Below are 24,622 nucleotides of genomic sequence, written 5' to 3'. Positions count from 1 at the left end.
CCCGCTCCCGCCGGGAGCGGGGACGCAGCAGGGCCCCGGCGGTCGCCGGGGCCCTGCTGCGCGCGTCGCGGGTGTCAGCGGGTGCCGGAGCGCCGCTTGTTGTAGACGTCGAAGGCCACCGCCAGCAGCAGCACCAGGCCGCGGATGACCTGCTGGAGCGACTGCTCCAGGCCGAGCAGCTGCATGCCGTTGGAGATGACGCCGACGAGCAGGCCGCCGACCATCGCGCCGGCCACCGTGCCGATGCCGCCGGTCACGGCGGCCCCGCCGATGAACGACGCGGCGATGGCGTCGAGCTCGAAGGCGTTGCCGGCGCCGGGCTGCGCGGTGTTGGAGCGGGCCGAGAAGATGATGCCCGCGATGGCGGCGAGGAAGCCCATGTTGACGAAGATCCAGAAGTTGACCTTCCGGACGTTGACGCCGGAGAGCATCGCCGCGGACAGGTTGCCGCCGATGGCGTAGACCTGCCGGCCGAAGACCGTCGACTTGGTGATGACGGTGTAGGCGAGGATCAGCACCGCCAGGATGATCAGCACGATCGGCAGGCCGCGGGCGTGCGCCAGCTGCCAGGCGAACGCCATGACCACGAGGCCGACCAGGACGATCTTGCCGATGAACAGCGGCAGCGCCTCGACGACCTGCTGGTAGGCGATGCGCGCCCGCCGCGTCCGCCACTGCTGGAACGCGTAGCCCGCCACGGCCAGGGCGCCGATGAGGAGGGTGAAGGCGTCGTAGCCGTTGCCGCCGAGCAGGCCGTTGAGGAAGCCGCTGGCGATCTCGGTGTAGGGGGCGCCGTAGGGCGACAGGGAGACGTTGTCGAGCACGTAGAAGGTCAGGCCGCGGAACAGCAGCATGCCGGCGAGGGTGACGATGAAGGCCGGGATGCCGACGAAGGCGACCCAGAAGCCCTGCCAGACGCCCACCACGAGGCCCACGGCGATGCCGGCGAGGATGCCGACCCACCACGGCTGCCCGGCGGTGATGACCACCCGGGCGCTGACGGCGCCGACGAGGGCCACCACCGACCCCACGGACAGGTCGATGTGCCCGGCGATGATCACGATGACCATGCCGATCGCCAGGACCAGCACGTAGGAGTACTGCAGGACGATGTTGGTGATGTTGAGCGCGCTCAGCGAGCGGCCGTCCGTGGCCACGGCGAACAGGGCCACGACCACCACGAAGGCGATGTAGATGCCGCTCTGGCGCAGGTTGGCCGTCAGGGCGACCAGGGGGTTGGCGCTGCCGGTCTTCGGCTGGGGCGCGCTGGGGGCGGGCGCGGTGGCCTGCGTGCTCATGCGAGGTCCTCGGGGTTCTGGCTGGCCTGGGGTGAGCGGGACTGCTCGGACTGCTGCGGGGCACCGGGCGCGACCGGGGCCTCACCGGAGGTGGGTGCGGTGGCTCCCCCGGTGGCGGCGCCGGAGGCCCCGGCGCGCGCCGGGACGCGCTCCTGGGTCATCAGCTCCATGAGCCGCTCCTGGCTGGCCTCCCGGATCGGGACGTCACCGGTGATGCGCCCCTGCGACAGCGTGTAGATGCGGTCGCAGGTGCCGAGCAGCTCGGGCAGCTCGGAGGAGATGACGATCACGGCCTTGCCCGCCGCGACGAGCTTGTTGATGATCACGTAGATCTCGTACTTGGCGCCGACGTCGATGCCGCGGGTGGGCTCGTCCAGGATCAGCACGTCCGGGTCCGCGTAGATCCACTTGGACAGGACGACCTTCTGCTGGTTGCCGCCGGAGAGCTTCCCGGTCAGCGCCATGACGGTCGGCGCCTTGATGTTCATGCTCTTGCGGCTGGCCTCGGCGACCTTGATCTCCTCGTGGGCGTTCACGAGGCCGATGCCGGAGCTCAGCTTGTCCAGCGCCGCGGCGGAGACGTTGCGCTTGATGTCGTCGATGAGGTTGAGGCCGTACTTCTTGCGGTCCTCGGTGGCGTAGGCGATGCCGTGCTTGATCGCCTCACTGACGGTGCGCGCCTGGATCTCCTGGCCGCGCTTGTACAGCCGGCCCCCCAGGAAGCGGCCGTAGGAGCGCCCGAAGATGCTCATGGCCAGCTCGGTGCGGCCGGCGCCCATGAGCCCGGCGATGCCGATGACCTCACCGGCGCGCACGGACAGGCTGGCGCCGTCGACGACGAGCCGGTCCTGCACGGGGTGGCCGACGGTCCAGTCCTCCACGCGCAGCACCTCCTCGCCGGGGTGGCTCTCGCGCTCGGGGAAGCGGCTGTCGAGGTCGCGGCCCACCATCCCGCGGATGATGCGCTCCTGCGTCACCTCGCCGGCGGCGATGTCCAGCGTCTCGATCGAGCGGCCGTCGCGGATGATCGTCGTCGACTGGGCGATCGAGATGATCTCGTTGAGCTTGTGGCTGATGATGATGCAGGTGATGCCCTCGGCCTGCAGCTGGCGCAGCAGCCCGAGCAGGTGCTCGGAGTCGTTGTCGTTCAGCGCCGCGGTCGGCTCGTCGAGGATGAGCAGCTTGACGTCCTTGGTGAGCGCCTTGGCGATCTCCACGAGCTGCTGCTTGCCGACGCCCAGCTGGCCGACCGGGGTGGTGGGGTTCTCGCGCAGGCCGACGCGCGCGAGCAGCTTGGCCGCCTCGCCGTTGGCGCGGTTCCAGTCGATGAGGCCGCCGCGGCCCTTGACCTCGTTGCCCAGGAAGATGTTCTCGGCGATCGAGAGGTAGGGCACCAGGGCGAGCTCCTGGTGGATGATGACGATGCCCGCGTGCTCGGAGTCGGTGATGCCGCCGAAGCGCGCCGTCTGGCCCTCGAAGACGATGTCGCCCTCGTAGGTGCCGTGGGGGTAGACCCCGGAGAGCACCTTCATCAGCGTCGACTTGCCGGCGCCGTTCTCACCGCAGATGGCGTGCACCTCACCGCGGCGCACGGACAGCGACACCTCCGAGAGCGCCTTGACGCCCGGGAAGGTCTTGGTGATGGAGCGCATCTCGAGGATGGTGTCGGCGCCGCCGGCGCTCCCCCGGTGCGCAGGAGTGGTGGTCATGGTTCTCCCCGCTCGTTCTGCCTGCTCGTGGCCGGCGTGCCCGACCGCTGGACGCGCGAGCACCCCGCGGCCGGTGGGAGGGTCCCACCGGCCGCGGGGTGCCGCGAGGTGTCAGCTGGTCTGGCCCGCGTCGACCTCGGCCTGGGTGTAGTAGCCGGAGTCGACCAGTGCGGCGGTGATGTTGTCCTTGTAGACGATCGTGGAGTCGAGCAGGTAGGACGGGACCACCTTGACGCCGTTGTCGTACGTCTCGGTGTCGTTCGCCTCGGGCTCCTGGCCCTGCAGGAAGGACTGGGCCGCCGTGACGGCCTGCTCGGCCAGGAGGCGCGTGTCCTTGAAGATCGTCGCGTACTGCACGCCGTCGTTGATGAGCTTGACGGAGGCGATCTCGGCGTCCTGGCCGGAGATGATCGGGTAGGGCTTGCTGCCCGAGCCGTAGCCGTTGTTCTGCAGCGCGGTGATGATGCCGCGGCTGATGCCGTCGTACGGGCTCAGGACGGCGTTGACCGTGCTGCCGTCGTTGTAGGTGCCCGTGAGGAGGTTCTCCATGCGCCGCTGCGCCTCCTCCTGGGACCAGCGCAGCGTGGCGACCTGGGCGATCTCGGTCTGGCCGGACTTGACCACGAGCGTGCCGTTGTCGATGAACGGCTTGAGCGTGTCCACCGCGCCGTTGAAGAAGAACCCGGCGTTGTTGTCGTCCAGCGAGCCGGCGAACAGCTCGATGTTGAACGGCCCGGCGGGGGCGCTGGGGTTCTCCGAGCCGTCGGCGTTGAGCAGGCCCAGGCCCACCAGCACCGAGGTGGCCTGCTGCACGCCGACCTTGTAGTTGTCGAACGAGACGTAGAAGTTGACGTTCTCGCTGTCGCGGATCAGGCGGTCGTAGGAGATGACCGGGATGTTCTGGCTGGCGGCGCTCTCCAGCTGGGTGCCCAGCGCGGTGCCGTCGATCGCGGCGACGATGAGCACGTCGGCCCCGCCGCTGATCATCTGGTCGAGCTGCTGCTGCTGCGTGGGGATGTCGTCGTTCGCGAACTGGAGGTCGACCTGGTAGCCGGCCTCCTCGAGCTGCGACTTGACGTTGTCACCGTCGGCGATCCACCGCTCGGAGGTCTGCGTCGGCATGGCCACGCCGATCGTCAGGTCCTCCGGGGCCGCCGAGTTGGCCGACGGGGTGGCGGCGCCGCCGCCACCGGCTCCCTCGCCGCCGCAGGCCGACAGGCCCAGGGCCAGGGCTGCTCCCACGGCCACGAGTGCGAAACGCTTGTTCACGCGGTACCTCTCTGTGCCTCGAGACCCGGCCGTGCTCCAGCGCCCGGACGTGGCCTTCTCACCGCCTCCGACGGAGGCGGTGGGCGCTGGGCCGCCGGGCGGGGCGCCTGTGCGGCCCCGCGCCGGAGGAGCTCCGCGCAGAGTCGATTGTGAACGCTCACAGCCCCAGCCGGTCAAGGGCGCAGGGCCGCTCGTGTGGTCACGATCCGGTCACACGCGTCGCAGGCGACCCACGGCGTGCTGGCGCGGCCCGCGGCCGGGCCGGTGACGACGGCTGACGACGGCTGACGACGGCTGACGACGGGGGCTGCGGGGCCCGCGGCGGGCTGCCGGGGGCCCCGGCGGGCCCCGGGCGAGGATGGGGCGTGCCCTCCGCCCCGCTGCCCTCACCCGCCCCGCGCGGGCCCGGCGGCCCGGCGACGGACCCCGCGCCCGGCGGCCAGCGCCCCGAGCTGGTCGCGGCGGTGCTGCGCTGGTACGCCGAGAACGCCCGCGACCTGCCCTGGCGGCGGCCCGGTCCGCCCGAGGAGGTGGCCTGGCCGGTCCTCGTCAGCGAGGTGATGCTGCAGCAGACGCCCGTGGCGCGCGTGGAGCCCGTCTGGCGCGCCTGGGTGCAGCGCTGGCCGACGCCGGCGGCGCTGGCCGCCGACCCGGCCGGCGAGGCGGTGCGGGCGTGGGGCCGACTGGGCTACCCGCGCCGGGCCCTGCGGCTGCACGCCGCCGCCCGCGCCGTCGTCGAGGGCCACGGCGGGCGCGTGCCCTCCGACCCCGCCCAGCTGCGCGCGCTGCCCGGTGTCGGGGCGTACACCGCGGCGGCGGTGGGAGCGTTCGCCTTCGGGCAGCGGGTGGCCGTGGTGGACACCAACGTGCGGCGCGTCCTGGCCCGCGCGGTGAGCGGCAGCGCGCAGCCGGCGCCCGCCCTGACGGCCGCCGAGACGGCCCTGGCGGCCTCGGTGCTGCCGCAGGCCCCCGCCGGCGACCCGCGGCTGCCGGCGCGGTGGTCCGTGGCCGTGATGGAGCTCGGGGCCCTGGTGTGCACGGCGCGGGCGCCGCGCTGCGGCGCGTGCCCGGTGCTGGACCTGTGCGCCTGGCAGCGCGCGGGCGCGCCCGCGCACGACGGCTCCGCACGGCGCGGGCAGGCCTGGCACGGCACGGACCGGCAGGTCCGCGGGAGGCTGCTGGCGCTGCTGCGGGACGCCCCAGGCCCGCTGGACGGCCCGGCCCTGGCGGCCGCCTGGGAGGACGACGCCCAGCGCGAGCGCTGCCTGGCCTCCCTCGTGGCCGACGGCCTGGTGGTCCCCTCCGGCGGCGGCTGGTCGCTCCCCCTCTGAGGCCGCCCCCCTAGCCGCACGTGCCGCGGGATGTGCGGGAAGGACGGGCCCCCTAGCCGCACGTGCCGCGGAAAGTGCGGGAAGGACGGGCCCCCTCGCCGCACTCGCCGCGGAGGGTGCGGGGAGGGGCGGGGGGAGACGACGGGACGGGAGGACGACGACGCAGCCCGTCAGCGCAGGCGCAGGAGCATCCGCGTGTTGCCGAGGGTGTTCGGCTTGACCCGCGCCAGGTCGAGGAACTCCGCGACCCCGTCGTCGTGGGAGCGCAGCAGCTCGGCGTAGACCTCCGGGGCCACCGGGGTGCCCTCGATGACCTCGAAGCCGAGGCGGGCGAAGAACGGCACCTCGAAGGTCAGGCAGAAGACCCGGGTGACGCCGCTCTCGCGGGCGTCGGCCAGCAGGGCCTGGACGAGCGCGGACCCCACTCCCAGGCCGCGCGCGGAGGAGGCCACCGCCAGCGTGCGGACCTCGGCGAGGTCCTCCCACATGACGTGCAGCGCGCCGCAGCCGACCACGGCGCCGTCCAGCTCGGCCACGCGCGTCTCCGGCACGCTCTCGTAGCTGGCCACCGGGTGCTTGGCCACCAGGACGCCCTTCTCGGCGAGCGGCTCGGTGAGGGCGCGCACGGCCCGCACGTCGGTGGCCCGGGCCCGGCGCACGAGCACCCTCGAGGGCGCCGCCGCCTCGGCGCCGGGGTGGGGGGCTGGCACCGCCCCATCGTGCCCGATGGGTCCTCGGGCCCGGCAGCCACCGGTCCCGCACGACGAGCAGGAGCCCCCGGCCCTGTCGGGCCAGGGGCTCCTGCTCAGCAGCGGCGCTCCGTCAGGAGGCCTCCTCCGCCGAGGCGGTGCCGGTGGTCGGAGCGGAGCTCGCGCCGACGGCGGCCACCTCGGGGATGGGCGACTTGCGGGTGCCCTTGAAGGTGAAGCGCGCTCCCGCGCCCTCCCCCTCGACGTCGACCAGGACGATCTCGCCGGCGGTCAGCTCGCCGTAGAGGATCTTCTCGGACAGCGCGTCCTCGATCTCGCGCTGGATGGTGCGGCGCAGGGGGCGCGCACCGAGCACGGGGTCGTAGCCGCGGGTCGCGAGCAGGTCCTTGGCGGGCTGGGTCAGCTCCAGGCCCATGTCGCGGTCCTTCATGCGCTGGTCGACCTTGGCGATCATCAGGTCGACGATCTGGATGATCTCGTCCTGCGTGAGCTGCGGGAAGACCACCACGTCGTCGACGCGGTTGAGGAACTCCGGGCGGAAGTGGGTCTTGAGCTCCTCGTTGACCTTGATCTTCATGCGGTCGTAGGAGGTGCTCAGGTCACCGCCGGCCTGGAAGCCCATCTGCAGGCCCTTGGCGATGTCCCGGGTGCCCAGGTTCGTCGTCATGATGATCACGGTGTTCTTGAAGTCGACCGTGCGGCCCTGGGAGTCGGTGAGCCGGCCGTCCTCGAGGATCTGCAGCAGCGAGTTGAAGATGTCGGCGTGGGCCTTCTCCACCTCGTCGAACAGGACCACCGAGAACGGGCGCCGCCGCACCTTCTCCGTGAGCTGGCCGCCCTCCTCGTACCCGACGTAGCCGGGGGGCGAGCCGAACAGCCGCGAGACGGTGTGCTTCTCGGAGAACTCGCTCATGTCCAGCTGGATGAGCGCGTCCTCCTCGCCGAAGAGGAACTCCGCCAGGGCCTTGGCCAGCTCGGTCTTCCCGACGCCGGTGGGGCCGGCGAAGATGAACGAGCCGCCGGGGCGCTTGGGGTCCTTGAGCCCGGCGCGGGTGCGCCGGATGGCCTGGGACAGCGCCTTGATGGCGTCGTTCTGGCCGATGACGCGCTTGTGGAGCTCGGCCTCCATGTTGAGCAGGCGGCTGGACTCCTCCTCGGTCAGGCGGACCAGCGGGATGCCGGTGGCCGTGGCGAGGACCTCGGCGATCAGCTCCTCGTCGACCTCGGCGACCACGTCCATGTCGCCGGCCTTCCACTGCTTCTCGCGCTCGGCCTTGGCCGCCAGCAGCTTCTTCTCGGAGTCGCGCAGGGAGGCGGCCTTCTCGAAGTCCTGCGCGTCGATCGCGCTCTCCTTCTCGCGCCGCACCTCGGCGATCTTCTCGTCGAACTCGCGCAGGTCCGGCGGAGCCGTCATGCGGCGGATGCGCAGGCGCGCGCCCGCCTCGTCGATGAGGTCGATCGCCTTGTCCGGCAGGTACCTGTCGTTGACGTACCGGTCGGCCAGGGTGGCGGCGGCCACGAGGGCGCCGTCGGTGATGGAGACGCGGTGGTGCGCCTCGTAGCGGTCGCGCAGGCCCTTGAGGATCTCGATGGCGTGGGCCAGGTTCGGCTCGGCCACGAGGATCGGCTGGAAGCGGCGCTCGAGCGCCGGGTCCTTCTCGATGTGCTTGCGGTACTCGTCCAGCGTGGTCGCGCCGATGGTCTGCAGCTCACCGCGGGCGAGCATCGGCTTGAGGATGCTGGCGGCGTCGATCGCGCCCTCGGCGGCACCCGCACCCACGAGGGTGTGGATCTCGTCGATGAACAGGATGATGTCGCCGCGGGTGCGGATCTCCTTGAGCACCTTCTTGAGGCGCTCCTCGAAGTCGCCGCGGTAGCGGCTGCCGGCCACCAGGGCGCCGAGGTCGAGGGTGTAGAGCTGCTTGTCCTTCAGCGTCTCGGGCACCTCGCCGCGCACGACGGACTGCGCCAGGCCCTCGACGACGGCGGTCTTGCCGACGCCGGGCTCGCCGATGAGGACGGGGTTGTTCTTGGTGCGGCGGGAGAGCACCTGCATGACGCGCTCCACCTCCTTGCCGCGACCGATCACCGGGTCGAGCTTGCCCTCGCGGGCGGCCTGGGTGAGGTTGCGGCCGAACTGGTCGAGCACGAGGGAGCCCGACGGGGTGCCCTCCTGGGGACCGCCGGCGGTGGCGGGCTCCTTGCCCTGGTAGCCGCTCAGCAGCTGCAGCACCTGCTGGCGGACGCGGTTGAGGTCGGCGCCCAGCTTGACGAGGACCTGGGCTGCGACGCCCTCGCCCTCGCGGATGAGGCCGAGCAGGATGTGCTCGGTGCCGATGTAGTTGTGGCCGAGCTGCAGCGCTTCGCGCAGCGACAGCTCGAGCACCTTCTTGGCGCGCGGGGTGAAGGGGATGTGGCCCGAGGGCGCCTGCTGGCCCTGGCCGATGATCTCCTGGACCTGCTCGCGCACGGAGTCGAGGGAGATGCCCAGGGACTCCATCGCCTTGGCGGCGACGCCCTCACCCTCGTGGATCAGCCCGAGCAGGATGTGCTCGGTGCCGATGTAGTTGTGGTTGAGCATCCTGGCCTCTTCCTGAGCCAGGACGACGACGCGGCGGGCGCGGTCGGTGAACCTCTCGAACATGGTGCGCTCCTCGCGAGCGTGGGCGGTGCGGAGCCCCGTCCACCGGCTGCCACCGGATGGGCCGGACGACCTCACTGACCCTGACGATGCTATCCCCGGGGTGCGACGGCGGTGGGGGCTCGCGCCCACCACCGGGCCGCTCCGGGTGGGGAGGACCGGGTCGGCCTCCCGTCACCGTGGGCAACGCTGCCAGGTCAGGGCCCTGTTCCGGTGCAGGGCGCTCCGGCTGTTCGCTGGTGGCGGACGGCCTCAGCCGCCGGTGGCCGCCCGGTAGGCGTCGAGCACCGCGGCCGGCACGCGGCCGCGCTCGTTGACGGTGTGGCCGTTCTCACGCGCCCACGCGCGCACGGCCGCCAGGTCGGTCCCGGCCGCCGCGTCGCCCGCCCGGCCGCCGGAGGCGCGGGAGCGCCGCCCCGCCGGGGCGCGGCGGGCGTGCCCCACCCACACGGCGAGGTCGTCCCGCAGGCGCGCCGCGTTCTGGGCGGAGAGGTCGATCTCGTAGTCGACGCCGTCCAGGGAGAAGGAGACCGTCTGGTCGGCCGTGCCGCCGTCGAGGTCGTCGACCAGCACCACCTGCAGGGTCTGCGCCACCTCAGCGCACCTCGCCCTGCGCCGCGGACGACGACGGCGGCCGCTCCCCCGCGGCGCGCGCCCGCTCCGCCTCGGCCCTGTCCAGGGCCGCCATCGCCTCGCGCTCGCTGCGGTCGGCGCGCAGCACCGCGCGCATGACGAACCAGAACAGCAGCGCCACCCCGACGGGCGGCGTCAGCGCGGCGATCGCAGCCATCACGACGGGAACGGTACCCGCTGGTCAGGCCTCCGGCTTGACCAGCGGGAAGAGGATGGTCTCGCGGATCCCCAGGCCCGTGAGCGCCATGAGCAGCCTGTCGATCCCCATCCCCACCCCGCCGGCGGGCGGCATGCCGACCTCCATGGCCCGCAGGAAGTCCTCGTCGACGGGCATGGCCTCGTCGTCCCCGGCGGCCCCCAGGCGCGCCTGGGCCTCCAGGCGCTCGCGCTGGACCACCGGGTCGTTGAGCTCGGAGTAGCCGGTGGCCAGCTCGAAGCCGCGCACGTACAGGTCCCACTTCTCCACCACGCCGGCCACCGAGCGGTGGGACTTGGTGAGCGGGGAGGTCTCCAGGGGGAAGTCGCGCACGAAGGTCGGGGCCACGAGGTGGTCGCCCACGAGGTGCTCCCACAGCTCCTCCACCAGCTTGCCCGCGGAGGCGGTGGGCGCCACGCCGACGCCGAGGCGCTCGGCGCGCTCCACCAGCACGGCCCGCGGCGTCTCCGGGGTGACGGGCTCCCCGAGCGCCTCCGACAGGGACGGGTACATGGACAGCTGCGCCCAGGTGCCGCCGAGGTCGTACTCGGTGCCGTCGGCCAGCACCGCGGTGGTGGAGCCGAGCGCGTCGCGCGCGGCGGCCTGGACCAGCTCGCGGGTGCGCTCCGCCATGAGGTCGTAGTCGGCGTAGGCCTCGTAGAACTCCAGCATCGCGAACTCGGGGGAGTGCGAGGAGTCCGCGCCCTCGTTGCGGAAGTTGCGGTTGATCTCGAAGGCGCGGTCCAGGCCGCCGACCACGGCGCGCTTGAGGAACAGCTCGGGGGCGATGCGCAGGTACAGGTCGATGTCGAAGGCGTTGGAGTGCGTGACGAACGGCCGCGCGGCCGCGCCCCCGTGCAGCGTCTGCAGCATCGGGGTCTCGAGTTCGAGGTAGCCCAGGGCGTCGAAGGTGGACCGCAGGGACCTCACGACGGCGGCGCGCGTGCGCACCACCGCCCTGGCCTCCGGCCTGACGATGAGGTCGACGTAGCGCTGGCGCACCCGGACCTCCTCGCTGGTGTCCTTGTGGAGCACCGGCAGCGGCCGCAGCGCCTTGGTGGCCAGGGTCCACGAGGAGGCGAGCACGCTGAGCTCGTCGCGCCGGGACTGCACCACCCGTCCGGTGGCCGACACGACGTCGCCGAGGTCGACGTCGGCCTTCCACGCCGCGAGCGCCTCGGCGCCGACCTCGGCCAGGCTGAGCATCACCTGCAGGCGCGTGCCGTCGCCGTCCTGCAGGGTGGCGAAGGCGAGCTTGCCGGTGACCCGCTGGAAGACCACGCGCCCGGCGACGGAGACGACGGCGTCGGTCTCCTGCCCCGCGGCCAGGCCGGCGTGCGCGGCGCGGACCTGCGCCAGCGACGCGGTGCGCGGCACCGAGACCGGGTAGGGCTGCACCCCGGCGTCCAGCAGCCGCTGCCGCTTCTCCCGGCGCACGCGCAGCTGCTCGGGCAGCTGCGCGTCCTCGTCGGCGAGGGGGCTGGCGGGGGCGGGCGGGTCCTCGGACACGGTGGCCGAGCGTATCGGGAGGCGCCGGGGGCTCCCGCTGCGGCGGCGGGTCTGCTGGGATCGGCGGGTGGAACCCCCCGAGGACAGGCCCGAGGCCGACGACGAGGCGCGCCGCACCTCCTTCGGCACCCTGGTCGACGCCGAGCGCTACGACCGCCTGCGCCCCGACCACCCCGACGAGGCCGTCGACTGGCTCACCGGGGAGCCGGACGGGCCGCTCGACGTCCTCGACCTGGCCGCCGGCACCGGCAAGGTCTCCCGCGCCCTGGCCCGCCGGGGCCACCGCGTGGTGGCGGTCGACCCCAGCGACGGGATGCTCGCGGTGCTTCGGCACTGGCTGGTGGAGTCCCCCCGGGCGCAGGTGCGGGCGGTGGCGGGCACGGCCGAGCAGGTGCCCCTGCCGGACTCCTCCGTGGACGCCGTGGTGGTCGGCCAGGCCTGGCACTGGCTGCGGCCCGCCGCTGCCGCCGCGGAGGTCGCGCGGGTGCTGCGCCCCGGCGGGGTGCTGGGGCTGTCGTGGGTGGTGCGGGACCTGCGCGTGGGGTGGGCCGCGGAGCTGGAGGCGCTCTTCGGCGGGGAGGGCCTGGGCGGGGCCACCGGCGCCGACGAGGCGGCGCAGGGCGCCAGCGCCCGCGACCTGGCCGACGCGCAGTGGTGGCCGCGGGTGCCGCTGCGCGGGGCGGTGCGCGAGCGCGCCGCCTTCCCCGCGGCGCAGCGCCTGGCCTCGGTCGACGACGTCGTCGCCCTGGCCTCGACCTACTCGGGCCTGGCGGTCAGCCGGCGCCGGGAGGGCCTGCTGCAGCGGGTGCGGGAGCTGGCGGCCTCCGCGGCGCGCCCCGACGGCTCGGTGCTGCTGCCGCAGGTGTGCCACTGCTTCCGCTACCGCCTGCCCTGAGGCCCGGGGCCTCAGGGCAGGCGGCAGCGCGCTCAGCGGGCCGCGCCCACCACCAGCGGGACGTTGTCGATCAGGCGGGTCGGCCCGACCCGGGCGGCCACGGCCAGCAGCGCCGGGCCCCGGAAGTGCTCCGGGACGTCGGCCAGGGTGTCGGGGTCGACCAGCGCCAGGTAGTCCACCCGGGCCAGGGGCTCGCCCACCAGCACGTCGCGGGCGGCGCGGCGCACCGCGCTGGGCCCCTCGGGGGCCGCGCCCTGCCCGGCGCGCAGCGAGCGGCCCAGCACGAGGGCGACCTCGCGGTCCAGCGGGGACAGGTGGGCGTTGCGGCTGGACAGCGCCAGGCCGTCCTCGTCGCGCACCGTCGGCACGGCCACCACCTCCACGCCCAGGTCCAGGTCGCGGACCATGCGGCGGACCAGGAGCAGCTGCTGGGCGTCCTTCTGGCCGAACAGGGCGACGTCGGGGCGCACGAGGTGCAGCAGCTTGGCCACCACCGTGAGCACGCCGTCGAAGTGGCCCGGGCGCGAGGCGCCCTCCAGGACGGTGCCCAGCCGCCCCGAGGACACCCGCACCGCCGGGTCGCCGTCGGGGTAGACGACGTCGGGGGAGGGCGCGAAGACGACGTCGGCCCCCACCCGGCCCAGCAGCTCCAGGTCGGCGTCCAGGGTGCGGGGGTAGCGCGCCAGGTCGGCGCCCGCCTCGAACTGCAGCGGGTTGAGGAAGATCGTCACGACGACGCTGGTGGCGCGCTCGCGGGCCGCCGCCACGAGCGCCGCGTGGCCGGCGTGCAGGGCGCCCATCGTCATGACGACGGCGACCGGGCCCCGCAGGCCGGCCCGCGCCCGCGCCAGCTCCTCCCGCGTGCGGACCAGCACCGGCCCGCTCGCGGGCGCGCCGGTGGGGACCCCGCCGCCGGTGGGGGTGCTGGTGCTCACGAGGGGTCTCCGCTCTGGGCTTCGGGGGTGTCGTCCTGGAGGGCGGCCGCGACGTCGTCGCCCGCCCGGGCGCCCAGGCGGCCGCTGGCGCGCGCCCTGGCGGCGGTGGCGCGGGCCAGGGCCAGGTGGGTGTCGGGCAGGTCGGGCCCCACGGCGCCGGAGGCGGCCGCGGCGGCCAGCACGGCGCGGTGGCTGCGCAGGGTGCCGGCGTCGCCGCGGGCCACCGGGCCCGTCAGGGCGTCGTCGCCGGCGCGCAGGGCGCCGTCGAGGGCGGCGTGCAGCAGCGGGCCCAGCACGCGGTCGGTGCGCTCCAGCCCCGCGGCGCGCAGCGCCTCGGCGGCCTGGGCGACCAGGGTGACCAGGTGGTTGCTGCCGTGGGAGAGGGCCGCGTGGTACAGCGCCCGGTCGGCCTCCTCGACCACCACCGGCTCGGCGCCCACCTCGACCACCAGCGCCTGGGCCACCGGCAGCACCGGCGCCGCCGCCGTGACGCCGACGACGGCGTCGGTGAGGCGGACGAGGTCCAGGCTCGTGCCGGTGAAGGTCATCGCCGGGTGCAGCGCCAGCGGGATGGCGCCCGCGGCCCGGGCGGGCTCCAGCACGGCGGTGCCGTGGCGCCCGCTGGTGTGCACCACCAGCTGCCCGGCCTGCCAGCTGCCGGTGGCCGCGAGCCCGGCGACGAGGTCGGCCAGGGCGTCGTCGGGGACGGCGAGCAGCACCAGCTCGGCGCGCTCGACCACCTGTGGCACGGGCAGCACCGGCACACCGGGCAGGAGCGCCTCCACCCGCTCGCGGCTGGCCTCGGAGACCGCCGAGGCGCCCACGACGGCGTGCCCGGCGGCGCGCAGGGCGGCGCCCAGCACCGCCCCCACGCGCCCGGCGCCGACCACGCCCACCCCGAGGCGCCCGGGCGGGGGGCGGCGGCGGGCGCGGGGGTCCGCGGCGTCGTCGTCCTGGAGCACCCGCGGGAGCCTACGGGCGCAGCCGCGGGCGGGCGCCGCCACCTGCGGCCGTCCGGGTCCGGCACCCGCCGGCGGCTAGGGTCGCGGGGGTGGGACGGCACGAGCGGGTGGCCGAGCTGGCGCGCCTGGACGTCGAGGGCCTGGTGGTGGCCGACGTCGGCTGCGGCAGCGGGCGGACGGTGAGGGCGCTGCTGGACCCGCCGCCCGGTGCGTGCGCCCCGCGGCTGGTCCACGCCCTGGACCACGTCTCCGCCCTCGACGACGACCTGCTCGCCGACGCGCGGGTGCGCAGCCGGATCACCGACCTCGACGGCCGGCTGCCGTGGCGCGACGGTGAGCTGGACCGGGTGGTCTCCCTGAACACCGCCGAGCACCTGGGCGACCCGGTGGCCCACCTGGCGGAGGTGCACCGCGTGCTGCGCCCGGGCGGCCTGTGCGTGCTCGCGCACTCCGACTGGGACACGGCGCTGTTCACCAGCACCGACGACCAGCTCACCCGGACCCTGGTCGACAGGTTCACGGCGGCCGCGCACGGCCCGGGCCGCTCCGACGGGTTCATGGGCCGCAAGCTGCTGGCGCTCGCGGCCACCGCCAGCCGGCGCGGTGCGGGCTGGAGCGTGGAGGCCGCGACGTCGTGGGCGGACCCCCACCGCCGCTTCGACGACGGCTCGCTCGCGTGGAAGGTGGCCACCGGGGTGCTCGCCGCCGCCCAGGACGACCCCGTGCTGTCGGCGCGGGCGGCGGGGTGGATGGAGGAGCTGCGCGCCCTGGCGGCGGCCGGGCAGTTCCTCTTCGCGGTGACCGACGTGGCGGTGGTGCTGCGGCGCGGCTGAGCCGCCTCAGGGCTGGCCGGCGGGCTGCTCCATCCACCGCTCGGGCCCCGCGGAGGCGCGGGCCGTGCGCGCGCGGGCGGCCTGCTCGTCGAGCAGGGCGAGCGCCTGCGCGCCGGACAGGTGCTCCGCGCGCGGCCTGACCGGCCCGGGGGTGGAGTGCAGCGCCAGCGTGGCCAGGCCGAGGCGGCGCTGCAGCGGTCCCTGCTCCACCGCCAGGGACTGGGTGCGCTCGTGGGGGACGACGTCGAGCTCGCGGCGCAGGCGCCCGCGGCGCAGCAGCAGGGCGTGGTCGGCCACCAGCGCGCCCCGCCGGCGCCAGGACACCGGGTCCACCCAGCGCGCGGCGCGCGGGGCCACCAGCCAGCCGCCGGCGTCCGAGCTGCCGGCCAGGCCCTCGCGCAGCCCGGACGGCCCGAGGTCCTCGTGCAGGGCCGGCAGCACCAGGGAGAGCACGACGCCCACCTCCGCGGCGGTGGCCACCGGCAGCAGGGTGCTCGCGGCCTGGCTCTGCTCCCCCTCCCCCGCGAAGCCCGCGACGTTGACCTGCACCCGCCACCACCCCAGGGCCCGCCACAGCAGCGGCTGCGTGAGGCGCACCGCCTGCACCCGGCCCGGCGGCACGGTCTGGGTGCGGCTCTCGAGCAGCCCCGAGCGCAGCCTCAGCCCGTCCGGGGACGTGGCGATGCGCCAGTTGGCCCCCCTGGACAGCGCCGTCCACAGGCTGCCGGCCAGGCCCAGCAGCGGGGCGGCCGCGCCGAAGAGCACCCCCACCTCGCGCGTGGTCACCGCGCCGACGACGACCCCGGCGAGCACCACCAGCAGCGCCACGGCCGCACCGGACAGGGCCACCGAGGCGGCCACCCGGCCGAAGGGCACCTCCACCAGCTGCTGCTCGGGCGCCTCCGGCGCCGCGTCGCCCTCGAAGACCAGGCCCGCCGACCGGGCCAGCAGCAGGTTGCGCAGCCGCTGGGCGTCGGCCTCGCGCAGGTAGGCCAGCTTGACCTGCGACCCCGCGCCGCCGGCCACCTCCACCCGCAGCTCGGCGAAGCCGAGCAGCCGCGCCACGAGGGGCTGCACGACGTCGACGGCCTGCAGCCGGTCCAGGCGCGCCACCCGCTGGCGCTTGGCGATGACCCCGCTGTGCAGGCGGACGGCCTCGTCGTCCACCGTGAAGCGCGTCGCCCGCCACGACAGCGCCGAGGCGGCCACCGCCACGACCACGCAGCCCGCCAGCGCCGCCACGGCGATGAGCAGCTCGACGTGGCCGGGCAGCTCCTGGCCGCCCGCGGCGCTGCGGCCGCGCTCCTGGGCGTAGAGGAACAGCAGGACCACCAGCACCCGCCAGCTGCGCAGCACGGGGGTGACCGGGTGCAGGCGCTCCCAGCGCTGCTCGGCGCCCGGCGGTGGCGCCGGCGGCGCGGCGGGGGTGCTCACAGCCCCGCCAGCCGCGCCTCGCCGCGGCGGGAGAGCCTGTCGCGCAGCCGGGCGGCCTCCTGCGGGGGCAGGCCGGGGATGGTGGCGTCGCTGCTGGCCGAGGCGGTGTGGAGCTGGACCGTGGCGATCCCGAGCCAGCGCTCCAGCGGGCCGGCGGAGACGTCCACGTACTGCATCCGCCCGTAGGGCACCACCACCAGGGAGCGGAAGAGGATGCCGCGGCGCACCAGCAGGTCGTCCTCGCGCTCGGCGTAGCCGATGGCCCGCACCTGCCGGCCCGCCAGCCACCACTGCCACGCCCCCAGCGCCAGCCACGCACCCGCCGCGGCCAGCCACCAGGGGGACCACCACAGGCGGGCGAGCACCGCGAGCGCGGCCAGGCCGGCGGCGGTGCCGGCCGCGCTCACCAGGCGCCGGGCCAGCACCAGCCGGCCGGACACCGGCGTCCACTCCACGCCGGGGAGGTCGAAGGGGGTGCCCACGCCCACAGCGTCCCCCCGCTGCTGCGGCCGGCGCCAGGTGGGTGCCGCGCAGGTCCGGCGACCCGCTCAGGCCGCCGGGGCCGCGGCGCGCAGCGACCCGGTGTCCGGGCCGGTGCCCGCGGCCCACAGGCGCTTCAGCTGGGCGATCTCCAGGGCCCGCTGCTCGGGCGCCACCAGCGACGCCGGTGCCTCCACGTCGACGACCAGCTCGCCGGCCACCGCGCCCACGTGGACGACGACCTCGCCGCGGGCGGCCTCGGGCGCCGGGACCGGCGTCGCGCGGTCGGCGTCGCGCTCGAGGGCCGGCTCGGTGCGCTGGGAGGGGATGACCTGCGGCAGGAGGAGCACCACGGCCTCCGGCCGCTCGGCGGCGCGGGCCACCTCGACGACGTCGACGGCGTCCGCGCCGGCCTGCTCGGCGACGTCGCGCCCGTCCTCGAGGTGGAGGCCGGCGACGCCGCCGGCGGGCGCCACCGGGGCGAGGGCCAGGGCGCGGAAGGCGGCCGGGGAGGGGGCTGCCGCGTCCACGGCCGGGTCGAGGGGGTGCTGCTGGGCGCCGGCGACGTGGCGCCCGCGGACGCGCCCGCGGCGAGCGCGGTGGCGGGCGCGCAGGCCGGACAGGGTGAGCGGCACGCCGGCGGCGGCGAGGCCCGCGGCGCCGAGCGCGGGGTGGGCGGCGGTCGTGGCGACGGCGGCGACGAGGCAGCCGGCGAGGGCGCCCACGGGGACCGTGGTGGCGGTGACGAGGCTGCGCGCGGCCCAGGTCAGCGGGGCGGTGGTGGCGCGGTGGCGGGCGGTGGAGGCCATGTGAAGAACATAGGTCTCCTGCGCCCCTGAAGGCTCACGACACGCCACACGTCACGCAAGAAACATCAGTCACATCCGCCACGCGCCCGGGCGCGTCCCCTCCGGACGCGGCACGCCCCCTCCCGGCGCGCGGGCTGGCGCGGGAGGGGGCGTGCGCGGGGGCGGCGGGGCTCAGCCCTCGATGAGGCCCTTGTCCTGCAGGTAGGTGCGCGCGACGTCCTCGGGCAGCAGCCGCTCGCCGTCGACCTGGGCGTTGAGCGCTGCCAGGTCCTCGGTGGTGAGGACGGAGGCCAGGCCGTTCAGCGCGTCGGCCAGCTCGGCGTTCCCGGCGAGCTCGCTGTTGACCGCGGGCACGAGGTTGTCCGCCAGCTGCAGCTGCTTGTCGTCCTGGAGCACCACGAGGCCGAACTGGTCCAGCGTGCCGTCCGTGGTGGCGACCAGGCCCAGCTGGCTCTCACCGGACTGCACCGACTGCTTCACCGCGGGGGTGCCGAAGCCGAGGGGCAGCACCGAGGAGACCTGGATGCCGTAGGTGCTCTCCAGGCCCGGCTGGCAGAACGGGCGCTGGGGGCACTCCTCGGTGGCCGCCAGGACCACCGGCTGGCCCAGGGCGCCCAGGTCGGACAGCGTGGTCAGGTCGTTGTCCGTGGCGTACTGCTGGGTCACCGCGAAGGCGTTCTGGTCGGCCGCCTCCGCCGGCTCCAGCAGGGTGACGCCCTGCTCCTCGGCCAGCGGCTGGGCCGCGGCCACGGTGGCCGCCGCGTCGGAGGTGGCGATGAGGGCCGCGCCGGCGCCGTTGGCCTGCTGGTTGAGGTACTCGGCCAGGGTCGCGGCGTACTCGGGGACGACGTCGATCTCGCCCGAGGCGAGCTGGCCGAAGTAGACCTCGCGGTTGCTCGCGGTCACGGTCTCGGTCTGGAAGCCGGCGTCCTGCAGGAGCAGCACGTACATCTGCTGCATGACCTGCATCTCGGTGAAGTCCGCGCCGCCGACGACCACCGTCTCCCCCGAGCCGCCGCCGGCGGCCGAGGAGGCGTCGGAGCTGGCGCCCGAGCCTCCGGACTGGACGCTGTCGGCGGCGCACGAGCTGAGGGCGAGCACGGCGCCGGCGAGGCCGGCGACGAGCAGGGATGCGCGGGTGCGCCTGGGGAACGAGGTCACGCCTGACCGCCTTCTGTGTCCCGCGGCCCCGTCCGGACCGCGCGTGTCGGGCGGAAGCCTGTGTGCGACAGGGCGGGGCCGGTGGCGCCGGCCCGGGCACCGGTCGGCCCCCGCAGCCCGTGCAGCGCTGCGCGCACGGTCCGCTCGGCATGCAACCCCATGCCGGCGCGCTGCGCGCCGCCGGGGGCGGTCACGATGTCGTAACGGCTCCCCGTTCCACCCGTCCGGCCCGCTGCTGCGCGGCCCGGCGCGCCCTGTCGACCGGGTCGCTGCGGCGCGTGGCCCACGCGAGCCCGAACTCCACGGCCAGCGCGAAGGCGGCGATGAGCAGGGTGCCCGCCAGCGCCGCCGACAGGTCGATGCCGGCGCTGCCCGTGGCCCGGGTGATGATCCGCCCCAGGCCCCCGAAGGCGAACAGGGCGGCGATCGAGGTGGTGGCGACCACCTGCACGGCGGCCTGGCGCACGCCGTTCATCAGCAGGGGCGTGGCCAGGGGAAGCTCCACCCGGCGCAGCACCTCCCCCTCGGACATCCCCATGCCGCGGGCCGCCTCGACCACGCCCCGGTCCACCTCGCGCATCCCGGTGTAGGCGTTGGTGAGCACGGGCGGGACGGCGAACAGGGTGAAGCAGAGCACCAGCGTCCACCAGGTGCGCCCGAAGCCCGGCACCAGCAGCAGGATGCCCAGCAGCGCCAGCACCGGCACGGCGCGCCCGGCGTTGCCGACCTGCTGCGCGAGCACGCCGCCGCGGCCGGTGTGGCCCAGCCACACGCCCACCGGCAGCGCGACCAGGCACGCCAGGCCGAGGGCCGCCGCGGAGTAGCCCAGGTGCTGGACGAACAGCGTCGGGACGCCGGCCTCCCCGCGCCAGTTGGCGGGGTCGGCGAACCAGGCAGGGATCCCGGTGAGCCAGTCCATCAGCACCTCCCCCTCATCAGCGCACTCCCCGGCGCCAGGGCGTCACCGCGCGCTGGGCCGCGAGCAGCAGCAGGTCGAAGACCACGGCCAGCACGACGCACAGCAGGGAGGCGGTGAGCACCTGCGCGTTGAAGTTGGAGGAGTACCCGGTGGTGATGAGGTTGCCGAGCCCGCCGAAGCCGATCACGGCGCCCACGGTGGCCAGGGCGACGGTGGACACCGCCGCCACCCGCAGCCCGGCCATGGCCGACGGCAGCGCCAGCGGCGCCTCCACGCGCCACAGCGTGCGCCACGAGGACAGGCCCATCCCGGCGGCGGCGTCGCGCACCTCCGGGTCGACGCCGTCCAGGCCCACCAGGATGTTGCGCACGAGGATGGTCAGCGAGTACAGCGCCAGCGCCACCACCACGGTGGTCGAGGTCAGCCCCGTCATGGGCAGCAGGAGGATGAACAGCGCCAGCGAGGGGATCGTGTAGATCACCGTCGTCACGCCGAGGGTCAGGCCCCGCGCCCGCCGCACCCGGTGCGCCAGCACCGCCAGGGGCACCGCGAGGACCGCTCCGGCCACCAGCGAGACCAGCACCAGGTACAGGTGCTGCCCGAGGGCGTCGAGCAGCAGGCCCGAACGGGTCTGGACGTACAGCGGGCAGACCCAGTCGTTGCGCACGAGGCAGTTGTCGGGGAGGGTCGCGGAGTGGAGACCTCCCGCGACGGGTCCGGCACCGCCGGCGAGCACCTCCAGCGGCGCCGAGAGCAGGGGCGCGCTCAGGGACACGGCGGGGACGCTACCCCGGGCAGCACCATCCGGCTCGACGGCGTGGAGAAGCGCTACCCGGACGGCACCCTGGCCGTGGGGCACCTCGACCTGGACGTCCGGGCCGGGGAGATGGTGGCGCTCGTGGGCCCCAGCGGGTGCGGCAAGTCCACCACGCTGCGCATGGTCAACCGGCTCATCGAGCCGACCGCCGGCCGCATCGAGATCGGCGGCCGCGACGTCACCCGCGTCGACCCGGTCGGGCTGCGCCGCGAGATCGGCTACGTCATCCAGCGCGTCGGGCTCTTCCCCCACCTGACCGTGGCGGCCAACGTCGCCACCGTCCCGCAGCTGCTCGGGTGGGACCGGCGGCGCACCGCCGCGCGGGTGGAGGAGATGCTCGAGCTGGTCGGCCTGCCCGCCGGCCAGTACGCCGACCGCTACCCCCACGAGCTCTCCGGCGGCCAGCAGCAGCGCGTCGGGGTGGCCCGCGGCCTGGCCGCCGACCCGCCGGTGCTGCTCATGGACGAGCCGTTCGGCGCCGTCGACCCCATCGCCCGCGACCGCCTCCAGGGGGAGTTCCGGCGCATCCAGGCCGAGCTGCACAAGACGGTGCTCATCGTCACCCACGACATCGACGAGGCCGTCCGCCTCGCGGACCGGATCGCGGTGTTCAGCCAGGGCGGGAAGCTGGAGCAGATCGCCGACCCGGCGACCGTGCTCGGCGCGCCGGCCAACGACTTCGTGGCCGACTTCGCCGGCTCCGACCGGGGGCTGCGGCGCCTCGCGGTCACGCCCGTGGAGGCCCAGGACCTGTCCCACCCCGCCACGGTGCTCGTCGACGACGACCTGGCCTCCGCCCGCGCCGCCCTGGACGGCGCGCCCGGGCCCTACGCGGTGGTGCTGGACAGGTCCGGGGCGCTGCGCGGCTGGGTGTCGCTGCGCCACCTGGCCCACGACGCCCCCGGCGCCACCGTCGGGCAGGTCGCCCGCCGCTTCGACGAGACCATCAGCGTGGGCGACTCCCTGCGCAAGGGCCTGTCGGAGATCGTCCAGCACGACGCCGGGTGGCTGCCCGTGCTCGACGGCGACCGCTACGTGGGGGTGCTGACCCCCGACGGCGTCTACTCGGCGCTGCGCCGCACGTCGCCGTCGCGGGCCTCCGAGGACGGCGCCCTGCCGGTCTGACCGCGGCGCGGGCCGCTGGAGCGACCCGTGCCACCGGGGGCGCCCCGGCGCCCGGGGGTCCCGCCGCGCCCCGGACCGGCACCGCCGGGCGCGTCGTCGTCGGGGGGCAGGCGGCACCAGCGCTCCACCACCACGCCCGCCACCAGCAGCAGCAGCGAGGCCGCCAGGGCGGCGAGCGCGAGCAGCACCCGGTCGCGGCGGACCTCGATGTCGAGCATCGGCAGCAGCAGCGCCACGAAGCCGCCGTAGGCGCCGGCCAGGGCGGCGCCGGTCACGCCCGCGGCCTGCGCGACCACCACCGTGCGCGCGGCCCGCAGCGCGTCGAGGGGCCGGTCGCGGTGCCCCAGGTTCCACCGGCGCACCGGCCTGCCGACGGAGAGCACCGCCAGGGCCAGCACCACCAGCAGCACCGGGACGGTCCACGGCAGCGGCACCGAGGCCCCGGTGCCGTCGACGACGTCCAGGACGACCCAGGTCAGCACGCCCGCGACGACGGCGACCGACAGCAGCACCCGGGTGCGCAGCGGGCTCACGCGCCACCGCCCGCCGCCAGGGGGCCCGGCCGCAGCGCCGCGCCGAGCACGACCCCGGGGCGGCTGCGCACGTCGGCCACCGCGGCGGGGTCCGCCGCGGCGAGGTCCGCGAGGGCGTCCGCGACCCGGCCGGCGCCGGGCAGGAGGTCGTCGGGTGCCAGGCGCGCCCAGGGCACCAGCACGAAGGCCCGCTCCCGGGCGCGCGGGTGGGGCACCGCCAGCGCGGGCTCGGCGGCGTCGTCCGCGGCGACCAGGGCGCCGCAGGTGACCACGTCGACGTCGAGGGTCCGAGCGCCCCAGCGCTGCTCGGCGGCCCGCACCGCGGCGTCGCGGCCGTGGGCGGCCTCCACCGCCCGGCAGGCCCGCAGCAGGTCGCGCGGGGACAGCGCGCAGCGCAGCCTCACCACGGCGTTGAGGTAGTCCGGCTGCGGGTCGGCGCCGGGCAGGCCGACGGCGGTGGTCTCCACCACCCCCGAGGCGCCCAGCACCTCCAGCCCGTCGGTGGCCGCCAGGTCGCGCACCGCGGCGTCCAGCACGGCGGCGCGGTCGCCGAGGTTGGTCCCCAGCGCCACGACCGCGCCGAAGGGGCTGGCCGGCACCGCGTCGAGGAGGTCCCCGCGGCGGCGCACGACGGTGACCACGACGTCGTCGAAGGGCACCTGCACCGGGGCCTGCGGCTTGTGGACGGCGACGGCGACGGCGCGCACGCCCGGGTGCGCCAGGCAGGCGCTGGCCACCCGGCCCGCGAGCACCTCCACCAGGCGCACCGGCTCCCCCGCGAGCACCGCGACGACGTCCGCGGCGACCACGGAGTAGTCGACGGCGTCGGCCAGCTCGTCGGTGACCGACGCCGTGCGCGTGTCGACCTGCAGGTCGACGTCGGCGGTGAAGACCTGGCCGAGCTGGCGCTCGGCGTCCAGGACCCCGTGGCGCCCGCGGGCGCGCAGGCCGCGCAGGGAGACCACGTCGCCGGTCAGCTGCGGGCTCAGCAGGCCGGCCCCGCCGCTCACGCGGCGCCTCCCGCCCAGCGCGCGGCCACGCGCACCGCGTCGGCGCTGGCCCGCACGGCGTGCACGCGCACGCCCCAGGCGCCGGCCGCGGCGGCCAGCGCGCTGACGGCCGCGGTGGCGTCGTCGCGGCCGGCGGGCGGGCGGGCCTCGCCGCCCTCGGCCAGCAGCGCGCCGAGGAAGCGCTTGCGGGAGGCGCCGACCAGCACGCGTCCCCACGCCCCGACCAGCTCCGGCAGCGCGGCCAGCAGGGCCCAGTCGTGCTCGGCGCGCTTGGCGAAGCCCAGCCCGGGGTCGGCCACGAGCTGGTCGCGGCGGGCGCCGGCGGCCTCGAAGGCCGCCAGGCGGGCGCCCAGCTCGGCGCGGACCTCGGCGACGACGTCGTCGTAGACGGCGAGCTCGCCCATCCCCGCGGAGTGCCCGCGCCAGTGGCCGAGGACGCAGGTGGCTCCCGAGGAGGCGACCAGCGCGGGCATCGCCGGGTCGGCCAGGCCGCCGGAGACGTCGTTGACGATGCGCGCCCCGGCCTCCAGGGCGGCGCCGGCCACCCCGGCGCGCATGGTGTCGACGCTCACCACGACCCCCTCGGCGGCCAGCGCGCGGACCACCGGCAGCACCCGGGAGACCTCCTCGGCCTCGCTGACCCGGGCCGCGCCCGGGCGGGTCGACTCCCCCCCGACGTCGACGACGTCGGCGCCCTGCGCCACCAGCGCCAGGCCGTGCTGCACCGCGGCCGGCGCCTGCAGGTGCAGGCCGCCGTCGCTGAACGAGTCCGGGGTGGTGTTCACCACGCCCCAGACCAGGGTCCTGCCCGCGTCCACCGGCACCGCCCCGGGCCCGTCAGCGGCCCATGACCAGGGACAGCGCCTCGGCCCTCGTGGTGGCGTCGCGCATGCCGCCGCGCACCGCGGAGGTGGTGGTGCGCGCCCCGGGGGCCCGCACGCCGCGCACCGACATGCACAGGTGCTCGCAGTCGACGACGACGAGCACCCCGCGCGCGTGGAGGTGCTCCACCAGCGCGTCGGCGACCTGGGTGGTCAGGCGCTCCTGGACCTGCGGCCGGCGCGCGTAGACGTCGACCAGCCGCGCCAGCTTGGACAGGCCCGTGATCCGGCCGTCCGCGCTGGGCACGTAGGCCACGTGCGCCACGCCGGTGAAGGGCAGCAGGTGGTGCTCGCAGACCGAGGAGACCGGGATCCCGCGCACGGCCACGATCTCGTCGTGGCCGATGTCGAAGGAGGTCGCCAGCACCGACGCCGGGTCCTGGCGCAGGCCGGCGAAGAGCTCGACGCAGGCGCGCGCCACCCTGTCGGGGGTGGCGCGCAGGCCCTCGCGGTCGGGGTCCTCGCCGACGGCGAGCAGCAGCTCGCGCACCGCCGCGCGGGCGCGCTCGAGGTCCACCGGCCCGGCGGGCGA

At 75.7% G+C, this 24,622-nt stretch carries 24 protein-coding genes; 4 read left to right on the top strand and 20 right to left on the bottom strand.

The window, feature by feature from the left end; all coding sequences use genetic code 11:
• Positions 1–74: 74 nt before the first annotated feature.
• From mmsB to chvE, 3 genes are all read right to left on the bottom strand, one after another.
• Positions 75–1,298: a multiple monosaccharide ABC transporter permease gene (gene mmsB, locus ACUN9U_RS02500; RefSeq protein WP_445483339.1), complete on the bottom strand. Its 1,224-nt coding sequence runs from the start codon at positions 1,296–1,298 to the stop codon at positions 75–77.
• On the bottom strand, positions 1,295–3,007 hold the full coding sequence (gene mmsA / locus ACUN9U_RS02495) for a multiple monosaccharide ABC transporter ATP-binding protein (RefSeq protein ID WP_445483338.1): 1,713 nt from the start codon (positions 3,005–3,007) through the stop codon (positions 1,295–1,297). Before mmsA ends, mmsB begins: the two co-directional genes overlap by 4 nt.
• Before the next feature lie 111 nt (positions 3,008–3,118).
• Entirely contained in the window at positions 3,119–4,276 is a 1,158-nt protein-coding gene (chvE, locus tag ACUN9U_RS02490) for a multiple monosaccharide ABC transporter substrate-binding protein (RefSeq protein WP_445483337.1), read from the bottom strand.
• A 452-nt stretch (positions 4,277–4,728) separates the two neighbouring features.
• On the opposite strand from chvE, the gene ACUN9U_RS02485 reads away from it, so the two are divergent.
• The gene (locus ACUN9U_RS02485) at positions 4,729–5,607 is read left to right on the top strand and encodes an A/G-specific adenine glycosylase (protein WP_445483501.1); all 879 of its coding nucleotides are present in this window, start codon (positions 4,729–4,731) and stop codon (positions 5,605–5,607) included.
• A 170-nt stretch (positions 5,608–5,777) separates the two neighbouring features.
• Here ACUN9U_RS02485 and ACUN9U_RS02480 read toward each other — a convergent pair whose 3' ends face one another.
• The 5 genes from ACUN9U_RS02480 to lysS form a co-directional block, all read right to left on the bottom strand.
• Positions 5,778–6,317: an amino-acid N-acetyltransferase gene (locus ACUN9U_RS02480; RefSeq protein WP_445483336.1), complete on the bottom strand. Its 540-nt coding sequence runs from the start codon at positions 6,315–6,317 to the stop codon at positions 5,778–5,780.
• A 112-nt stretch (positions 6,318–6,429) separates the two neighbouring features.
• Positions 6,430–8,961 carry an ATP-dependent Clp protease ATP-binding subunit gene (locus tag ACUN9U_RS02475; RefSeq protein WP_445483335.1) on the bottom strand — a complete coding sequence of 844 codons (2,532 nt, stop codon included), beginning with the start codon at positions 8,959–8,961 and terminating at the stop codon, positions 6,430–6,432.
• Positions 8,962–9,210: 249 nt separating this feature from the next.
• Positions 9,211–9,552 carry a histone-like nucleoid-structuring protein Lsr2 gene (locus ACUN9U_RS02470; protein WP_445483334.1) on the bottom strand — a complete coding sequence of 114 codons (342 nt, stop codon included), beginning with the start codon at positions 9,550–9,552 and terminating at the stop codon, positions 9,211–9,213.
• Position 9,553: 1 nt separating this feature from the next.
• On the bottom strand, positions 9,554–9,748 hold the full coding sequence (locus ACUN9U_RS02465; protein ID WP_445483500.1) for a hypothetical protein: 195 nt from the start codon (positions 9,746–9,748) through the stop codon (positions 9,554–9,556).
• A 24-nt stretch (positions 9,749–9,772) separates the two neighbouring features.
• On the bottom strand, positions 9,773–11,296 hold the full coding sequence (gene lysS, locus ACUN9U_RS02460) for a lysine--tRNA ligase (RefSeq protein WP_445483333.1): 1,524 nt from the start codon (positions 11,294–11,296) through the stop codon (positions 9,773–9,775).
• Between the two features lie 67 nt (positions 11,297–11,363).
• Here lysS and ACUN9U_RS02455 point away from each other — a divergent pair, with 67 nt between their 5' ends.
• The gene (locus tag ACUN9U_RS02455) at positions 11,364–12,191 is read left to right on the top strand and encodes a class I SAM-dependent methyltransferase (protein WP_445483332.1); all 828 of its coding nucleotides are present in this window, start codon (positions 11,364–11,366) and stop codon (positions 12,189–12,191) included.
• A 32-nt stretch (positions 12,192–12,223) separates the two neighbouring features.
• On the opposite strand, the gene panC is transcribed toward ACUN9U_RS02455, so the two are convergent.
• Together panC and ACUN9U_RS02445 are read right to left on the bottom strand one after the other, a co-directional pair.
• Positions 12,224–13,126, bottom strand: a complete 903-nt coding sequence (gene panC / locus ACUN9U_RS02450) for a pantoate--beta-alanine ligase (protein ID WP_445483331.1) — start codon at positions 13,124–13,126, stop codon at positions 12,224–12,226.
• Positions 13,123–14,088 (bottom strand): Rossmann-like and DUF2520 domain-containing protein, encoded by a 966-nt coding sequence (locus tag ACUN9U_RS02445; RefSeq protein WP_445483330.1) that lies wholly within the window; start codon positions 14,086–14,088, stop codon positions 13,123–13,125. Before ACUN9U_RS02445 ends, panC begins: the two co-directional genes overlap by 4 nt.
• Before the next feature lie 89 nt (positions 14,089–14,177).
• On the opposite strand from ACUN9U_RS02445, the gene ACUN9U_RS02440 reads away from it, so the two are divergent.
• Positions 14,178–14,921, top strand: coding sequence for a methyltransferase domain-containing protein (locus ACUN9U_RS02440; RefSeq protein ID WP_445483329.1), 744 nt, complete (start codon positions 14,178–14,180; stop codon positions 14,919–14,921).
• Positions 14,922–14,927: 6 nt separating this feature from the next.
• Here the strand turns inward: ACUN9U_RS02440 and ACUN9U_RS02435 are convergent, their stop codons facing one another.
• The 6 genes from ACUN9U_RS02435 to ACUN9U_RS02410 all read right to left on the bottom strand — a co-directional run bounded on the left by ACUN9U_RS02435 (position 14,928) and on the right by ACUN9U_RS02410 (position 20,460).
• A complete protein-coding gene (locus tag ACUN9U_RS02435; RefSeq protein WP_445483328.1) occupies positions 14,928–16,355 on the bottom strand; it encodes a PH domain-containing protein in 1,428 nt (475 codons plus the stop codon).
• The gene (locus tag ACUN9U_RS02430) at positions 16,352–16,837 is read right to left on the bottom strand and encodes a PH domain-containing protein (protein ID WP_445483327.1); all 486 of its coding nucleotides are present in this window, start codon (positions 16,835–16,837) and stop codon (positions 16,352–16,354) included. The genes ACUN9U_RS02435 and ACUN9U_RS02430 overlap by 4 nt, the downstream gene beginning before the upstream one ends.
• A 66-nt stretch (positions 16,838–16,903) precedes the next feature.
• A complete protein-coding gene (locus tag ACUN9U_RS02425) occupies positions 16,904–17,644 on the bottom strand; it encodes a hypothetical protein (RefSeq protein WP_445483326.1) in 741 nt (246 codons plus the stop codon).
• A gap of 171 nt (positions 17,645–17,815) precedes the next feature.
• Positions 17,816–18,805, bottom strand: coding sequence for an ABC transporter substrate-binding protein (locus ACUN9U_RS02420; protein ID WP_445483325.1), 990 nt, complete (start codon positions 18,803–18,805; stop codon positions 17,816–17,818).
• A 190-nt stretch (positions 18,806–18,995) separates the two neighbouring features.
• Complete coding sequence (locus ACUN9U_RS02415; protein ID WP_445483324.1) at positions 18,996–19,724, bottom strand: ABC transporter permease; 729 nt, start codon at positions 19,722–19,724, stop codon at positions 18,996–18,998.
• Between the two features lie 16 nt (positions 19,725–19,740).
• Positions 19,741–20,460: an ABC transporter permease gene (locus ACUN9U_RS02410; RefSeq protein ID WP_445483499.1), complete on the bottom strand. Its 720-nt coding sequence runs from the start codon at positions 20,458–20,460 to the stop codon at positions 19,741–19,743.
• Positions 20,461–20,541: 81 nt separating this feature from the next.
• Between ACUN9U_RS02410 and ACUN9U_RS02405 the strand changes: the two genes are divergently transcribed.
• Complete coding sequence (locus ACUN9U_RS02405) at positions 20,542–21,666, top strand: ABC transporter ATP-binding protein (RefSeq protein WP_445483323.1); 1,125 nt, start codon at positions 20,542–20,544, stop codon at positions 21,664–21,666.
• Here ACUN9U_RS02405 and ACUN9U_RS02400 read toward each other — a convergent pair.
• The 4 genes from ACUN9U_RS02400 to folE are packed head-to-tail and all read right to left on the bottom strand — an operon-like array spanning position 21,603 to position 24,607.
• Positions 21,603–22,199 carry a DUF3180 domain-containing protein gene (locus ACUN9U_RS02400; protein ID WP_445483322.1) on the bottom strand — a complete coding sequence of 199 codons (597 nt, stop codon included), beginning with the start codon at positions 22,197–22,199 and terminating at the stop codon, positions 21,603–21,605. The two genes, ACUN9U_RS02405 and ACUN9U_RS02400, sit on opposite strands and share 64 nt — an antisense overlap.
• Entirely contained in the window at positions 22,196–23,209 is a 1,014-nt protein-coding gene (gene folK, locus ACUN9U_RS02395; RefSeq protein WP_445483321.1) for a 2-amino-4-hydroxy-6-hydroxymethyldihydropteridine diphosphokinase, read from the bottom strand. The genes ACUN9U_RS02400 and folK overlap by 4 nt, the downstream gene beginning before the upstream one ends.
• Entirely contained in the window at positions 23,206–24,027 is an 822-nt protein-coding gene (gene folP, locus ACUN9U_RS02390; RefSeq protein ID WP_445483320.1) for a dihydropteroate synthase, read from the bottom strand. Before folP ends, folK begins: the two co-directional genes overlap by 4 nt.
• A gap of 19 nt (positions 24,028–24,046) precedes the next feature.
• On the bottom strand, positions 24,047–24,607 hold the full coding sequence (folE, locus tag ACUN9U_RS02385) for a GTP cyclohydrolase I FolE (protein ID WP_445483498.1): 561 nt from the start codon (positions 24,605–24,607) through the stop codon (positions 24,047–24,049).
• Positions 24,608–24,622: the final 15 nt, after the last annotated feature.

Source organism: Quadrisphaera sp. KR29 (genome assembly GCF_052644995.1).
Note: the sequence above shows the minus strand (reverse complement) of the source record. Positions and strands in the feature narration are given on the sequence as shown.

Coding starts and splice junctions, on each gene's coding strand:
- mmsB (WP_445483339.1), bottom strand. CDS start 1,298: ATGAGCACGCAGGCCACCGCGCCCGCCCCCAGCGCGCCCCAGCCGAAG.
- mmsA (WP_445483338.1), bottom strand. CDS start 3,007: ATGACCACCACTCCTGCGCACCGGGGGAGCGCCGGCGGCGCCGACACC.
- ACUN9U_RS02475 (WP_445483335.1), bottom strand. CDS start 8,961: ATGTTCGAGAGGTTCACCGACCGCGCCCGCCGCGTCGTCGTCCTGGCT.
- ACUN9U_RS02465 (WP_445483500.1), bottom strand. CDS start 9,748: ATGGCTGCGATCGCCGCGCTGACGCCGCCCGTCGGGGTGGCGCTGCTG.
- ACUN9U_RS02425 (WP_445483326.1), bottom strand. CDS start 17,644: ATGGCCTCCACCGCCCGCCACCGCGCCACCACCGCCCCGCTGACCTGG.
- ACUN9U_RS02415 (WP_445483324.1), bottom strand. CDS start 19,724: ATGGACTGGCTCACCGGGATCCCTGCCTGGTTCGCCGACCCCGCCAAC.